We start from the raw sequence: 14,443 nt of genomic DNA, 5'->3' as shown, positions 1-14,443 counted from the left end.
AAATTTTGTGAACTGGATCGCTCATATTGGCGGATTCATGGATATGAACGGCAAGTGTCATAAAATATACACAGCAGCCGCCTAGGGGCGCGGGCCAACGGGGAACAACCCCGCATCATCCAGAACACGTCCCAGGGGGAATATCCATGTCGTCGATCCCGACGCTGCCGGCACGCCGGCGGCGCGCCCATGCGCTCGTCCTGTCCAGCGGCATCGCCGCGCTGACGCTGGGCGCGCTGCTGCCCGCCGCCGCCCTTGCGCAGGACGCGACCGCGCTGCCCGCGACGGAAGAACCGCAGCAGACCGCCAGCGAATCGCTGACCGACGACATCGTCGTCAACGGCCGTCGGCAGCGCACCGCGCTGAACGAGGAACAGCAGGCGATCGCCACGATCGACATCGTTACTACCGGCGACGTGGCGATCCATTCGCAGACCAGCATCGCCGACCTCGCCAAGATGCTGCCCGGCGTTTCGGTCAGCCGCGACCAGGGCCGCAACCAGAGCGCGACCGGCGAAGCGCAGTTCGTGACGATCCGCGGTTTCGACACCAGCTACAACGCCTATACCCTCGACGGCCTGCGCCTGCCGCAGACCTCGGGCAACAACCGCGCGATCTCGCTCAACCTCTTCTCACCCTTCGCGATCGGCGGCATCGTCACCGACAAGACGCCGGGCGCCGCCAAGGATGCCGACAGCATCGCCGGCATCGTCGACCTGCGCACTCCGACCGCGTTCGACTTCAACCAGAGCTTCACCCGCGCCCGCGTGCTGGGGCAGGTCGCCGGCCTCGCGCTCGACCGCGAACAGGAAGCGTTCGGCGGGGCGATCGGCCTCGACGCCGCGCGCCGCTTCGGCAGCGACCACCAGTTCGGCGGGTACCTCGCGGGCTATTATGAAGAGCGCGGCAACGCGGCCGAATCGACCGCGGTGCAGAGCGATTACCAGACGACGCAGTTCGACGTCGGCACCGCGCGCGACAATCCCAACGCGCTGTCGGGCAACGGCGTGCAGTGGAATTTCTACAACAACAAGATCAAGCGGTACGGCGCGACCGGCGCGTTCGATTTCCGCAGCGACGCGATCGACCTGTTCGCCCGCGTAAACTACGCCACATATCTCAACACCAACACGATGAACCAGACGGGTCTGCGCAACGAGACGACCAGCGGCCAGTCGAGCGGCAATCCGCTGCGCACGCGCCGCGACGGCAGCACCACCCGCGCCTATAACGCGGCGGGCGTCTACACCCCGCAGGGCGTGAACCCGGCCAGCTATTTCCGTACCGAGGATATCGAACAGGAACTGTTCTCGGCCCAGCTGGGCGCGAAGGCGCATTGGAATGGCTTCACCGCCGCGCTGGAAGGCGCCTATGCCGATGGCCGCTTCGACCAGCCGACCCGGATCGAGGCGGCGTTCCGCGGCATCGCCTATAACGGCACTGCGACCAACACCGGTGCCGCGACCGAAGGCGTCGTCGTCGACCTGTCCAACCCGAAATCGCCGCGCCCGGTGCTGTCGGCCGGGGCGACCGCCTTCGTCTCCTCGCTCGACCGTCCGACCCAGCTCTATGTCCAGCGCGGCTATGACTATCTCAGCGAAACCAAGAAGACGCTGAAGGGCAGCATCGGCTGGACCAACGACGACTTCCTGTCGGTCGAGGTCGGCGGACTGTATGAGGACGCGGACCGCGACGGCCGCAGCCTTGCCCCCGACAATACCCGCTATCGCTTCCTCACGCCGCTGCAGAACGGCACGGTGCAGGGGCCGTCGATCAACCAGTATCTGGGCTATGTCCTGAAGGACTTCCTCGATTATTATCCGGCACGCCCGCTCAAGGTGCTGTCGCGGGCGCAGCTCGATGCGCAGGTGCGCGGGTTCGTCGATCCGATGGTCATCGCGCAGGCGACGATCAACCAGGGGCTGCTCGACGGCAGCGAACGGCGCAAGGCGCTGTACGGCACCGCCACGCTGACCTTCGGCAATCTCGAAGTGATGCCGGGCATCCGGTACGAGGATAACAGCTTCACCGCGCGCTATTATCTGAGCGACAGCGACGGCGCGCGCTTCGTCAATGCCGGTCGCGATTACGACCATGTCGACCCGAGCGTGCTGGCGGCGTGGAAGCCGAACGGCAACCTGACCGTCCGCGCCTCGGCCCGTTCGAGCTATGCCCGCCCGGCGTTCGACCTGCTGGCCGGCCCGACCCGGATCACCCGCGACGCGGCACGGGGCAACGCGATCACCGCGATCAGCCAGCCCAACCCGGACCTGAAGCCGGTGCAGGCATGGAGCTATGACGCGGGCGTCGATGTCCAGATGGGCGTCGGCCGCTACGTCCAGCTTGCCGCCTATTACAAAGACCTGTCGAACTTCGTCGTCACCACCGCGACCCGGACCGCGGGCGAGACGATCGACGGCATCACCTATACCCGCCCGATCAACGGCGGCGGCGGCACGGCGAAGGGCGTCGAGGCATCGGGCCGCTTCACCGTCGGCGACATGGTCGACAGCGCGTTCCTCGGCAATTTCGGCGTGGGCGGCAACATCACCTACCAGAAGACCGAGGCGAACTACGTCATCCCGCTGAACGGCGTGCGCACCACCCGCACCAGCACGCTGCCGCAGGCACCGGACCTGATCTATAATGCGGAGGTCTTCTATGCCGGCGGCGGGTTCCGCACGAACCTGTGGTACAACTATACCGGCAAGTTCCTGGCGGCGGTGCAGGACAGCCAGCCGGACATCTATGTCCAGCCGGTCGGCGAGCTGAACTTCGGTGCCGCGTACGAAGTCACCGACAATCTCGAAATCGGCGTGTCGGCGCGCAACCTGCTCGACCAGCACACCTATTGGGCGACCGTGGGGAAGACGGAGAAATATATCTCCAACGACCGCAACGGCGGCTATCTGAAGACCGGCCGGGTGTTCCAGTTCAGCCTGACGATGAAGATGTGAGGGGGTGGGCGGCGTCAGCGTCGCCGCCCGCGTCCGTATGCCGCGTCGTGACGCCTACCCCTGACGTCACCCCGGGCTTGACCCGGGGTCCCGCTTCTTCTTCCGCCGTTGCGCAACAGCGAGACCCCGGATCAAGTCCGGGGTGACGAAGAAGTAAACGACCGTACCCCCGCGCAGGCGGGGGTCCAGAGCCAAGAGCGATCCCGTTTGTCGCTCTGGACCCCCGCCTGCGCGGGGTACGGCCCTTTACGAAGACAAGGACGAATCATGCGCCTCCTGCTCCTCGCCGCAACCCTGCTGACCCCGCTACCCGCCGCAGCGCAGGACCGGGTGGAGCGCGTCGTGATGCTGATGCGCCACGGCGTGCGCGCGCCGATCACCGGGGAGGCGCCGCTCGACACGAAGGTCGCCGGACAGTGGCCGACATGGCCGGTCGCCCCCGAATTCCTCACCCCCCACGGTGCTCGGGCAATCGCCCAACTCGCCCGCCACGACCGCCGCTGGCTGAATGGCGCCGGCTGCCCCGCGCCCGGCACCGTCCGCATCCACACCAACACGCCCGAGCGCACCATCGCCACCGGCCGCGCCTATGCCGACGCGCTCGCTCCCGGCTGCAACCTGACTGTCGAGCATAACCCGGAGGGCAAGACCGACCCGCTGTTCGAACCGCTGCGCGCCGGCGCGACCGCGTTCGACGCGACGAAGGCCGTCGCGGCGATCACCGCCTATACCGGCGGGGTGAACGCGCTGACCGCCCGCCATGCCGCCACGATCCGCGAACTCGACCGCGTGCTCGGCTGCGGCCTGCCCGCGGGCTGTTCGACGCCGGGCCTGGCGACGCTGAAACCCTCCGCCGATGGACGCGGCGTCGACTTTACCGGGCCGATCCGCGCGACGTCGGGCACCGCGCAGGTGATCCTGCTGCAATATGCCGAGGGGATGCCGATGCGCGACGTCGGCTTCGGCCGCGCCGATGCCGCGACGATCCGCCGGCTGGGCGCGCTCCACGCCGCGCTGTTCGACGTCTTCACCCGCTCACCCTATATGACCGCGCATCAGACCGGGCCGGTCGGCGACCATATGCTGCGGACGCTCACCGCCGCGAATGGTCCGCGCCTCGAAGTGCTGGTCGGCCACGACACCAACGTCACCGCGCTGGCGGCGGCACTCGGCGTCGATCTCGACGCGCCCGGTTTCGCGCGGAACGATGCGGCCCCCGGCGGCGCACTCGTGCTGACCCGCAGGTGGGACGCGCGGGGACCGTATGTCACCGTCTCCTACCGGGTGCAGCCGCTCGACGCGATCCGTAAGGGGACTGCGAAGGTGATCGATCGCCCGATCTCCATCCCCGGCTGTGCGAAGCGCTGCCCGCTCGACCGGTTCGACAAATTGTTGCGCGCGAAACTCGCCCCCGTCGTCGCGGGATGATAGCCTCCGCGCCATGCCGATCTACGCCCTCGCCGACGCCACTCCCGACCTTGCCTCCGACAGCTGGGTCGCGCCGTCCGCCGACCTGATCGGCGCGGTGCGGCTGGGGGCGGGGGCCAGCATCTGGTTCGGCGCCGTGGTCCGCGCCGACAATGGCGCGATCGTCATCGGCGCGCGCAGCAACGTGCAGGACGGCGCAGTCCTCCACAGCGACCCCGGCGCGCCGCTGACGCTGGGCGAAGACTGCACCATCGGCCACCGCGCGGTGCTCCACGGCTGCACCATCGGCGACCGCGTGCTGATCGGCATGGGAGCAACGGTGCTGAACCACGCGGTGATCGGCGAGGATTGCGTGGTCGGGGCAGGGGCGCTGGTGACCGAGGGCAAGAGTTTTCCGCCCAAGAGCTTGATCGTCGGCGCCCCGGCACGCGCGGTCAAGACGCTGACCGACGAGCAACTCGCCGGGTTGCGGATGTCGGCGGCGGTGTATGTTGGGAAGGCGAAGCGGTATCGCGACGGACTTACTGCACTTGGTTGATCGTTCGCCGGTCTGACGTCGGTTCGGACGTTGCCGGTCGGTCCTGCCGGTCGATGAACAACACCCGGTCCACAACGATGGCATGTCGAGCCAGCCCGAAATGGCCGTAATTGCCGGGAATGACGGTCCTGCGACCGATGAAATCGATCCGGTACAATCCCTCTGCCGCTTGCTTCACGCGCGGATCAATGGGGTCCTTGAACTCGATCCAAGTATAGACCGGCTGCGGATCGGCATCCGGTTCGATCTGGCATCGCGTCGCTGGCGTCTCGCAGAACACGTGGCTTTCAAACGAATTGCGCCACAGTCCCTGCCAGCGTCGGGGCAAGGACGTCTTGTAACACTCGTCGGTATCCTGAGGCATCGCGCCAATGCCGCCAAATTGCATCTTATTGCGGCATTCTGGGGTCATGCCCGGTAGTGCAGCATCGAAAAAATTCATTTCGGCGTCGGAATAGCGCTTCGCTGGTGGGTCACAGCCGGCCAGAAACAGGACCGGCAGCGCGATCAGGGGCAGGCAGCGGCGCGACATGGCGCAATAGTGGGCCAGCGATGCTGGGCGGGCAAGCCGCCTACAGCGTAACCCCCGACTTCCAAATCCCAATCGCGCGTTCCTCGTTTGCCTCGTTCCGCGCCGGCTCGCCCGACGCCACCGCCACGATCCGCGCCAGCAACGCATCCGCCGCCGCATCCTGCCCTTCGTCCAGCGCGATGCTGGCGTCGAAATCGATCCACCCCCCCTTGCGCGTCGCCAGATCACGATTGGTCGCGATCTTCATCGTCGGCACCGGCGACCCCAGCGGCGTGCCCCGCCCGGTCGAAAACAGCGTGATCGTCGCCCCCGCCGCCGCCAGCGCGGTCGTCGACACCGCATCGTTGCCCGGCCCATCGACCACCGACAGCCCGGCCTTCCGCACCGGCTCGCCATAGTCGAGCACGTCGGTGACGGTCGCCACGCCGCCCTTCTGTACCGCGCCCAGCGACTTTTCCTCCAGCGTGGTGATCCCGCCCGCGATATTGCCGGGGCTGGGATTCTCCGACACCGGCTCGCCATGGTCGAGGAAATAGCGCTTGAACCGGTTGGTCACCTCGACCAGCCGGTCGAACACGGCTTCATCGGCACAGCGCGCCATCAGCAGCCGTTCCGCCCCGAAAATCTCGGGGATTTCGGTCATCAGCACCGTGCCGCCCGCCGCCGCCACCCGGTCGGTCATCCGCCCGATTAGCGGGTTGGCGGTCAGCCCCGACATCGAATCGGACCCGCCGCACTTCACGCCCAGCCGCAGCGCCGACAGCGGCACCGGCACCCGCTTCGCCGTCGCCGCTTCGGCCAGTTCGTCGACCGCCGCCATCGCTTCGGCAAACTCGTCGGCGCTCGCCTGCGCCCGCACCGTCCGCACCCGCGCCAGTACATCGGCGGGCAGTCGCGCGAGCATCGCATCCAGCTGGTTCGATTCACACCCGAGGCCGAGCAGCACCACGCCCCCGGCATTGGGATTGCACGCCAGCGCCGCGAGGATCGCGCCCGTCCGGTTCAGGTCGTCGCCCAGCTGCGAACAGCCGAACGGATGGTTGAACGCATGCACCCCGTCGACCCGCCCGGTATGGCGCGGCCCCGCCAAGCCTGCGATCCGCTCGCCCAGCCGCCCGACACAGCCGACCGTCGGCAGCACCCAGATTTCGTTGCGCGTACCCACGCTGCCATCGGCACGGACATAGCCGGCAAAGCCCGGCTCCGCGCGACGTTCGGCCTGGGGCGGCAGGGCAGGGACGTAGCGATAGGCATCCTCGCCCGACAGCGCCGTCCGGACATTGTGGACATGGACATGCTCGCCCGCCGCAATGTCCCGCGTCGCCACCCCGAACGCCGCGCGATAGCGCCGCACCGGAGCGCCCGCAGCCACCGCCCGCACCGCGATCTTGTGCCCCTGGGCAATGTCCTCCCGCGCCACCACGGTCGCATCGTCGAACCGCACCGCGCCCCCCGCCGCCACCGGATCGAGCAGCAGGGCGACGTCGTCGTCGCGATCGACCCGGACGGCGCGGGCAGGATTTGGGTCAGCCATTGCGGCTAAATAGACCGTTGCCAGCGCTGGCACAATGTCGCATCGAAGGCGCAAGGAGACTGAAATGCCCGCGCTGCTGCTGAACCCCGACCGCCTGTTCCCGGCCGATCCGACGACGCGCGGCATCGTCCGCAGCCTCTATGCCGCCGTCCGCGACCTGCCGATCGTCAGCCCGCACGGCCATACCGACCCGGCCTGGTTCGCGACGAACCGCCCATGGACCAACGCGACCGAGCTGCTGCTGTCGCCCGACCATTATCTGTTCCGCATGCTCTACAGCCAGGGGATCGCGCTCGACGACCTCGCCGTCCCGCGTCGCGACGGGACGATCGTCGCCGATCCGCGCAAGGCATGGCGGGTGTTCGCCGCCCACCAGCATCTGTTCCGCGGCACCCCGTCGCGGCTGTGGCTCGACCATGTGTTCGGCGCGGTCTTCGGGTTCACCGAAGCACTGACCGCCGCCAATGCCGACGACTATTACGACCGGATCGGCGAACTGCTCGCGACCGACGCCTATCGCCCGCGCGCGCTGTTCGACCGGTTCGGCATCGAACTGATCGCGACGACGGAAGGCGCCGACGACCCGCTCGACCATCACCGCGCGATACGGGAAAGCGGCTGGGGCGGGCGGGTCGTCACCGCCTATCGCCCCGATGCGGTGATCGACTGCGAACACGAAGCCTTTCGCGGAGCGCTCGCCACATTCGCCGAACTGACGGGGGAGGACGTCCATAACTGGACCGGCTATCTGAACGCCCACCGCAAACGGCGGCAGGACTTCATCGCCGCCGGCGCCACCTCGACCGACCATGGCCATCCGACCGCGCGTACCGCCAACCTCTCGCCCGCCGAGGCCGAAGCCCTGTTCGCCAAGGTCGTCGCAGGCGCGGCGGATGCGACCGATGCCGAACTGTTCCGCGCGCAGATGCTGACCGAAATGGCGCGCATGTCGATCGATGACGGGCTGGTGATGCAGCTTCACCCCGGATCGTTCCGCAACCACAATCGCGGCCTGTTCGACGCCTATGGTCGCGACAAGGGCGCCGACATCCCGACCCGCACCGATTATGTCGCGGCGTTGAAGCCGATGCTCGACGTCGTCGGCACCTCGACCGAACTGACCGTCATCCTCTTCACGCTCGATGAATCGACCTATGCCCGCGAACTGGCGCCGCTGGCGGGCCATTATCCCTGCCTGAAGCTCGGCCCGGCATGGTGGTTCCACGATTCGCCGGAGGGGATGCGCCGCTTCCGCGAGATGACGACCGAGACGGCCGGCTTCTACAACACCGTCGGGTTCAACGACGATACCCGCGCCTTCCTGTCGATCCCGGCGCGCCACGACGTCGCCCGCCGCGTCGATTGCGCCTTCCTCGCCCGACTGGTGGCCGAACATCGGCTGGACGAGGAGGATGCGCACGCCGTCGCCCACGACCTGGCCTATGGCCTCGTCAAGCAGGCGTACAAGCTGTGAGGCTGTCCGACGCGACGCTTGGCCATCTGCCGGCCGCCATAGCCCGCCCCGATTACGACCGGAGCGCGCTGACGCCGGGCATCGTCCATATCGGCCCCGGCGCGTTCCATCGCGCGCATCAGGCGGCCTATGTGGACAGCATCTTGCGGCGGGACCCGCGCTGGGCGATCAGCGCGGTCGCGCTCAACTCGACCGGGGTCGCCGATGCGCTGGCGCCGCAGGACGGCCTCTATACGCTGGCGTTGCTAGGCGCGGAGACGCGGCACCGCGTCATCGGCTCGATCACCGAATTGTTGACGGCGCAGCGCCGCGACGCGATCCTGTCGCGCATCGCCGCGGCGTCCACGCGGATGGTGACGACCACCGTGACGGAGAAGGGCTATCACCTCGACTGCAGCGGCGCCCTCGACATGGAGCATCCCGCCATCGTCCGCGAACTAACCGGCGCGGAGCCGTCGACCCTGTCCGGCTGGCTGGTCGCCGGCTTGGCGGCGCGCCGGGCGGCGGGCGGCGGCGCGATCACGCTGCTGTCGTGCGACAATCTCGCGGACAACGGCCATCGCTTCCGCCGCTCGGTCCGCGATCTCGCCGCCGCGCGCGATCCCGATCTGGCGAGGTGGATCGACGACAACGTCCGCTTCCCCTCGACCATGGTCGATTCGATCACGCCTGCCACCGACGACGCCCTCAGGGCATCGGTCCTTGCCGCCACCGGGCTGGAGGATGCATGGCCGATCCAGCGCGAAGGCTTTGCGCAATGGGTGATCGAGGACGATTTCGCCGGCGACCGCCCGCCCTTCGATCTTGCCGGCGCAAAATTCACCCGCGATGTGCGCGGGTTCGAAAACGCCAAGCTCCGCCTGCTGAACGGCGCGCATTCGTCGCTCGCCTATCTCGGCATCCTGTTGGGCCTGACGACGGTGCGCGACGCGATGGCCTGCGCCCCGCTCGCGGCGTTCGCCGAACGGCTGATGCGGCAGGATATCGCGCCGTCGATCACGCCGCCTGCCGAAATGGACCTGTCGGCCTATATCGATGCGGTGTTGGCGCGCTTCGCCAACCCGGCGATCGCGCACCAGCTGGCGCAGATCGCGTGGGACGGATCGCAAAAGCTGCCCTATCGGCTATGCGACACGATCCGCGACGCGCGGGCGGCCGGGCGTTCGGTCGAGCGGCTGGCGGTGCCGATCGCCGCATGGTTCCGCTTCCTCGAACGACGCAAGGCCAGCGGCGAAAAACTCGTCGACCCCCGCGCCGATGCGCTGCTGGCGCGGGCAGGGGAGCCAGCGGCGTTGCTGACAATGCGCGATGTTATTGGCGACCTGGGCGAGGACGCGGAGTTCGTCGCGGCGGTCGAGAGGGCCTATGCCTTGTTGGCACCGGGTGGAGATGTGAGCGCGGCGTTGGTCTAAAGAAGATTGGTTCACGCGAAGGGCGCGAAGAAGGGAAGGTAGATTGTCGCGCAGAGGCGCAGAGGGCGCGGAGAGGTTGTGCTTGATGCAGCCTCATCCGCGCCAGCGGCTTCATTTCCCGTTGTAAAGGGCGCTACGGTCTTCCGGTCGCGCACCGACCGCGCGGGACGCAACCCCTCTGCGTCCTCTGCGCCTCTGCGCGAAACATCACTCTTCCCTTCCTCGCGCCTTCGCGTGAACCAAATTAAACCAACCCGACCCCCTCATGCGCCAGCAACCACCGCTTGCGCTCCAGTCCGCCGCCATAGCCGGTCAGCGCCCCCGACCGACCGATGATCCGGTGGCACGGCACGACGATCGCGATCGGGTTCGATCCGTTGGCGAGGCCCACGGCCCGCACCGCGCCCGGCCGATCGATCGCGGCGGCGATGTCGGCATAGGCGACCGTCCTTCCCGCCTCGACAGAGCGCAGCGCAGCCCACACCGAACGCTGGAACGCGGTTCCCCCGGTCGCGGTCGGCAGCCCGTCGATCGCCGTTACGTCGCCCGCGAAATAGGCGGTCATCGCCCGCATCGCGTCGCTGGTCCGTGTCGCCGGCACGACCTGCCAGCCGCCCGGCCCGTAGTGCAGCCGCAACAGCCGCTCCATCCGCGCACCGAAATCCTCGAATTCCAGCACGCGCAGCACCCCGTCGCCATCGGTCAGGATGGTGATCGTCCCCACCGGGCTGGGGAGCAGTTCTTGATACAGCGTCATCATGCCCGGCAGTCTGGCTGCGCACCGGATCGACTGCCAGCGGAAAACGGACATGACGCCACGCCCATGTCCGATTTTCGCTAGTCGCAAGCCGTGCCGTCGATAAGGTCACACCCATGCTCGACCCCGACCAATGCTATGCCGCGATCCGGCGGCGCGACCCGGCGATGGACGGGCTGTTCTTCACTGCGGTGCACACCACCCGCATCTATTGCCGCCCGGTATGTCCGGCGCGCACGCCCGACCGCGCCAACGTCACCTTCCACGCCAGCGCGGCGGCGGCGCAGGCGGCGGGCTATCGCCCCTGCCTGCGCTGTCGCCCCGAAACCGCACCCGACAGCCCGGCCTGGGCCGGCACGCTCGCTTCGATCCACCGCGCGCTGCGCCTGATCGACGACGGGGCACTGGCGGAGGGCGGCGTCGCGATGCTTGCCGAGCGGCTGGGGATGACCGACCGCCATCTGCGCCGGCTGTTCGTCGAACATCTGGGTCTCACCCCGCTCGCGATCGAGGCGACGCGGCGGCTGCACCTCGCCAAGCATCTCGTCCACGATACCCGCCTGCCGCTGACCGACATCGCCTTCGCCGCCGGCTATGGCAGCGTCCGCCGCTTCAACGAGGCGTTCCAGGCGGCCTTCGGCCGTGCGCCTTCCGCCCTCCGCCGCGAAGGGACGCTGCCAGATCCCGCTGCACCGATCACGGTCACCATCGCCCATCGCCCGGATTTCAACCCCGGCGGCCCCGTGGAGATCGCCCTGCCCGAGGGCCACGCAGAGGTCACGCCGGCCGGTGACCGCACCCTGCGCATCACCCTGACCGACGTGCCGCTCCCCGCGCTGGGCCGCGCCATCGCCGCCGCAAAACGCGCGGTGTTCGCGGGCGGGTGAAACGCCTTTCCTACACGGTGACGGGCGGTCAGGATGGCGACCGCTCTTTCCCATCGTGATCGCTCGCTACCGCAAAGCCCGGCAGAATGCGTCACCCCGGACTTGATCCGGGGTCCCGCTTCTCCGCCTGTCGCAAAGCCACGCCGAACGCGACATCGTGCAAACTTCCGCCGGCAAAGGTGACACCGCGCCACCTTCGGTCACCGGAAAAAACAAGCTAAATCAATTCACTATGACTTGGTGGTCAATGCCGACAGGCTCGCGCAAACATTCGAATCCCGCAACCTTCGTCAACTTCCGCCTCACACCAGCCCATGCCGCGCCAGCATCGCCGCCGGATCGGGATCGCGCCCCCGGAACGCGCGGAACAGCTCGATCGCCGGCCGCACCGCCCCTTGGCTCAGCACCGTCTCGCGCAGCCGGTCGCCGGTCGCCCGGTCCACGGTCCCGGCCTCGACGAACGCAGCAAAGCCGTCCGCCGCCAGCAACTCCGCCCAAAGGTAGCTGTAATAGCCCGCTGCATAGCCCCCGGCGAAGATATGGGCGAAGCTGTTGGGGAAACGGTGCCACGCTGGCGGCCGCACCACCGCCACTTCGTCGCGCACCGCCTCGATCACCGCCATCGGGTCGTCGCCCTGGGTGCCCAGATGCAGCAACAGGTCGAACATCGCGAACTCGATCTGCCGGACCAGGAACATGCCCGACTGGAACCGCCGCGCCGCCAGCATCCGCTCGAACAGGTCGCGCGGCAACGGCTCGCCCGTCTCGACATGGCCCGACATGGCGGCCAGCACGGAGGGCTCCCATGCGAAGTCCTCCATCAACTGGCTCGGCAGCTCCACCGCATCCCATTCGAACCCGGTCGTGCCGGCAATGTCCGGGCGCGGCACACGGGTGAACAGGTGGTGCAGGCAATGCCCCGTCTCGTGCAGCAACGTCGTCACGTCGTCATGGCTCAGCAGCGGCGTGGCCCCGCCGGTCGGCGCGAAGTTGCAGACCATGTACGCGACCGGCAGGCTGGCATCGGTCAGATAGGGGCGGGCAGGGGCCATCCAAGCGCCGCCCTTCTTGCCCGGTCGCGCATGCAGGTCGAGGTACAGCCCGGCGAACACGCCGTCCTCGTCCGCCACGTCGTAATAGCGCGCATCGGGGTGGTAGGTCGTGACGTCGGGCCGCTCGGTCAGCGTCAGCCCGAACAGCTGCCCCAGCAACGCGCGCCATCCGGCCAGCACCCGGTCGACCGGGAAATACTGGTTCACCACCGACTGGTCGATCGCATGGGCATGGCGCTTCAACCGGTCGCCGACAAAGCCGATATCCCAGGGTTGCAGGTCGTCGATCCCCAGATGCTCGGCGGCAAAGGCACGCAGTTCGGCAATCTCCGCCTCGGCATGCGGCCGCGCCCGCTGCGCCAGGTCGCGAAGGAACGCCAGCACCTCGCCCACGTCCGGCGCCATCTTGGTGCTGAGCGACCGTGCGACCGGATCGGGAAAGCCCAGCAGCCGCGCCGCTTCGTGCCGCAACTCGAGGATGCGGCGGATGCGCGGACCATTGTCGAACTTGCCCGCATCGGGTCCCTGATCCGACGCCCGCGTGCCATAGGCGCGATAGACCTCGGCGCGTAAGCTCCGATCCTCGGCAAAGGTCAGCACCGCGACGACGCTCGGCTGTTGCAGCGTCACGACCCATCCGGTCAGCCCCCGCGCCTCGGCCGCCGCCGCCATCATCGCCCGGTCCGCCTCCGACAGCCCGGCCAGCCGCGCCTCGTCGGTCACGTGCAGCGTCCACGCATCGGTCGCGTCCAGCACCGCGCTGGCGAATGCGGTCTGCAATGCCGACAGCTCGGTCGCGACTTCCTTGAACCGCTCGCGCGCGGTGTCGTCCAGCGCGACCCCGGCCAGCGTCCGGTCGCGGATCGACCGTTCGACCGCGACCCGGTCGGCGTCGTCCAGCTGGGCGAAGTCCGGCGTCACCGCCAGCGACCGCAGCGTGTCGAACATCGCCCGGTCCTGCTGTGCGGCGATGCCCCGCTCGGTCAGCACCGCCTGTCCCGCCGCATGCGCCGCGCGCAGCTCCGGCGTGTCGGCGACCGCATGCAGGTGCCACACGCTCGACCAGAAATTGTCGAGCGCCACATCGGCCTGCTCAACCGGCAACCAGGTGGCGGCAAAGCTCGGATTGGCGGCCTTGGCGGCGTCGGCCGCTGCATCGCGCTCGGCCAGCAGGGCGTCGAGCGTCGGGGCGATCGTGTCGGGCGTGATCGCGGCGAAATCGGGCAGTGCAGACAATCCGGGTTCCTTCAGCATTCGACGACGTTGACCGCCAGGCCGCCCTGGCTGGTTTCCTTATACTGGCTTTTCATGTCCTCGCCCGTCTGGCGCATCGTTTCGATGACCTGGTCGAGGCTGACGATGTGGCGGCCGTCGCCGTGCAGCGCCAGATAGGCGGCGTTGATCGCCTTGATCGCGCCCATCGTGTTGCGCTCGATACAGGGGATCTGCACCAGCCCGCCGATCGGGTCGCAGGTGAGGCCGAGGTTGTGTTCCATGCCGATCTCGGCGGCATTCTCCACCTGCGCCGGCGTCGCGCCCAGCGCTGCGGCAAGCCCTGCGGCCGCCATCGAACAGGCGACGCCGACCTCGCCCTGGCACCCCATCTCGGCCGCCGAGATCGACGCGTTCTGCTTGTAGAGAAAGCCGATGGCAGCAGCGGTCATCAGCAGTGCCTGCGCCCCCGCCCGCGTCGATCCATGGACGAAGGTCTCGTAATATTTGAGCACCGCCGGGATCACCCCCGCCGCGCCGTTGGTCGGGGCGGTGACCACGCGCCCGCCCGCTGCATTCTCCTCGTTCACCGCCAGCGCCCACAGGCTGACCCATTCGAACACGACGCTGGGATCGGTACGCGGGCCACGCTCCAGCAGC

General features: G+C 68.2%; 11 protein-coding genes (1 of these 11 running past the window's edge). 6 read left to right on the top strand and 5 right to left on the bottom strand.

The genetic code is table 11. From position 1 onward, the window contains the following. Positions 1–146: 146 nt before the first annotated feature. The 3 genes from PPZ50_RS15960 to PPZ50_RS15950 all read left to right on the top strand — a co-directional run bounded on the left by PPZ50_RS15960 (position 147) and on the right by PPZ50_RS15950 (position 4,923). Positions 147–2,957, top strand: coding sequence for a TonB-dependent receptor (locus PPZ50_RS15960; RefSeq protein WP_066690498.1), 2,811 nt, complete (start codon positions 147–149; stop codon positions 2,955–2,957). Between the two features lie 267 nt (positions 2,958–3,224). Then, a complete protein-coding gene (locus PPZ50_RS15955) occupies positions 3,225–4,385 on the top strand; it encodes a histidine-type phosphatase (RefSeq protein ID WP_126014298.1) in 1,161 nt (386 codons plus the stop codon). Positions 4,386–4,398: 13 nt separating this feature from the next. Beyond that, entirely contained in the window at positions 4,399–4,923 is a 525-nt protein-coding gene (locus PPZ50_RS15950) for a gamma carbonic anhydrase family protein (protein ID WP_066690948.1), read from the top strand. Here PPZ50_RS15950 and PPZ50_RS15945 read toward each other — a convergent pair. Next, positions 4,907–5,455 carry a hypothetical protein gene (locus PPZ50_RS15945; RefSeq protein WP_126014296.1) on the bottom strand — a complete coding sequence of 183 codons (549 nt, stop codon included), beginning with the start codon at positions 5,453–5,455 and terminating at the stop codon, positions 4,907–4,909. The two genes, PPZ50_RS15950 and PPZ50_RS15945, sit on opposite strands and share 17 nt — an antisense overlap. Positions 5,456–5,495: 40 nt before the next feature. Beyond that, positions 5,496–6,989 carry a UxaA family hydrolase gene (locus PPZ50_RS15940; RefSeq protein WP_066690942.1) on the bottom strand — a complete coding sequence of 498 codons (1,494 nt, stop codon included), beginning with the start codon at positions 6,987–6,989 and terminating at the stop codon, positions 5,496–5,498. A 64-nt stretch (positions 6,990–7,053) separates the two neighbouring features. Between PPZ50_RS15940 and uxaC the strand changes: the two genes are divergently transcribed. Continuing rightward, on the top strand, positions 7,054–8,463 hold the full coding sequence (gene uxaC / locus PPZ50_RS15935; RefSeq protein ID WP_066690940.1) for a glucuronate isomerase: 1,410 nt from the start codon (positions 7,054–7,056) through the stop codon (positions 8,461–8,463). Next, on the top strand, positions 8,460–9,875 hold the full coding sequence (locus PPZ50_RS15930; RefSeq protein WP_066690938.1) for a mannitol dehydrogenase family protein: 1,416 nt from the start codon (positions 8,460–8,462) through the stop codon (positions 9,873–9,875). The genes uxaC and PPZ50_RS15930 overlap by 4 nt, the downstream gene beginning before the upstream one ends. Positions 9,876–10,119: 244 nt before the next feature. Here PPZ50_RS15930 and ogt read toward each other — a convergent pair whose 3' ends face one another. Beyond that, a complete protein-coding gene (gene ogt, locus PPZ50_RS15925) occupies positions 10,120–10,686 on the bottom strand; it encodes a methylated-DNA--[protein]-cysteine S-methyltransferase (RefSeq protein ID WP_272815489.1) in 567 nt (188 codons plus the stop codon). A 62-nt stretch (positions 10,687–10,748) separates the two neighbouring features. Here ogt and PPZ50_RS15920 point away from each other — a divergent pair, with 62 nt between their 5' ends. Further along, on the top strand, positions 10,749–11,519 hold the full coding sequence (locus PPZ50_RS15920; RefSeq protein ID WP_272815488.1) for a bifunctional transcriptional activator/DNA repair enzyme AdaA: 771 nt from the start codon (positions 10,749–10,751) through the stop codon (positions 11,517–11,519). Positions 11,520–11,821: 302 nt separating this feature from the next. On the opposite strand, the gene PPZ50_RS15915 is transcribed toward PPZ50_RS15920, so the two are convergent. Together PPZ50_RS15915 and PPZ50_RS15910 are read right to left on the bottom strand one after the other, a co-directional pair. Further along, complete coding sequence (locus tag PPZ50_RS15915) at positions 11,822–13,807, bottom strand: M3 family metallopeptidase (protein ID WP_272815487.1); 1,986 nt, start codon at positions 13,805–13,807, stop codon at positions 11,822–11,824. Between the two features lie 11 nt (positions 13,808–13,818). After that, positions 13,819–14,443, bottom strand: the final stretch of a protein-coding gene (locus PPZ50_RS15910) for an L-serine ammonia-lyase (protein ID WP_272815486.1). It continues 728 nt past the right edge of the window; 625 of the gene's 1,353 nt are visible here — the last part of the coding sequence; the start codon falls outside the window, past its right edge — the gene reads right to left on this strand; it ends in the stop codon at positions 13,819–13,821.

This window comes from Sphingomonas hankookensis (assembly GCF_028551275.1).
In the GTDB taxonomy this organism is placed as follows: domain Bacteria; phylum Pseudomonadota; class Alphaproteobacteria; order Sphingomonadales; family Sphingomonadaceae; genus Sphingomonas; species Sphingomonas hankookensis_A.
Note: the sequence above shows the minus strand (reverse complement) of the source record. Positions and strands in the feature narration are given on the sequence as shown.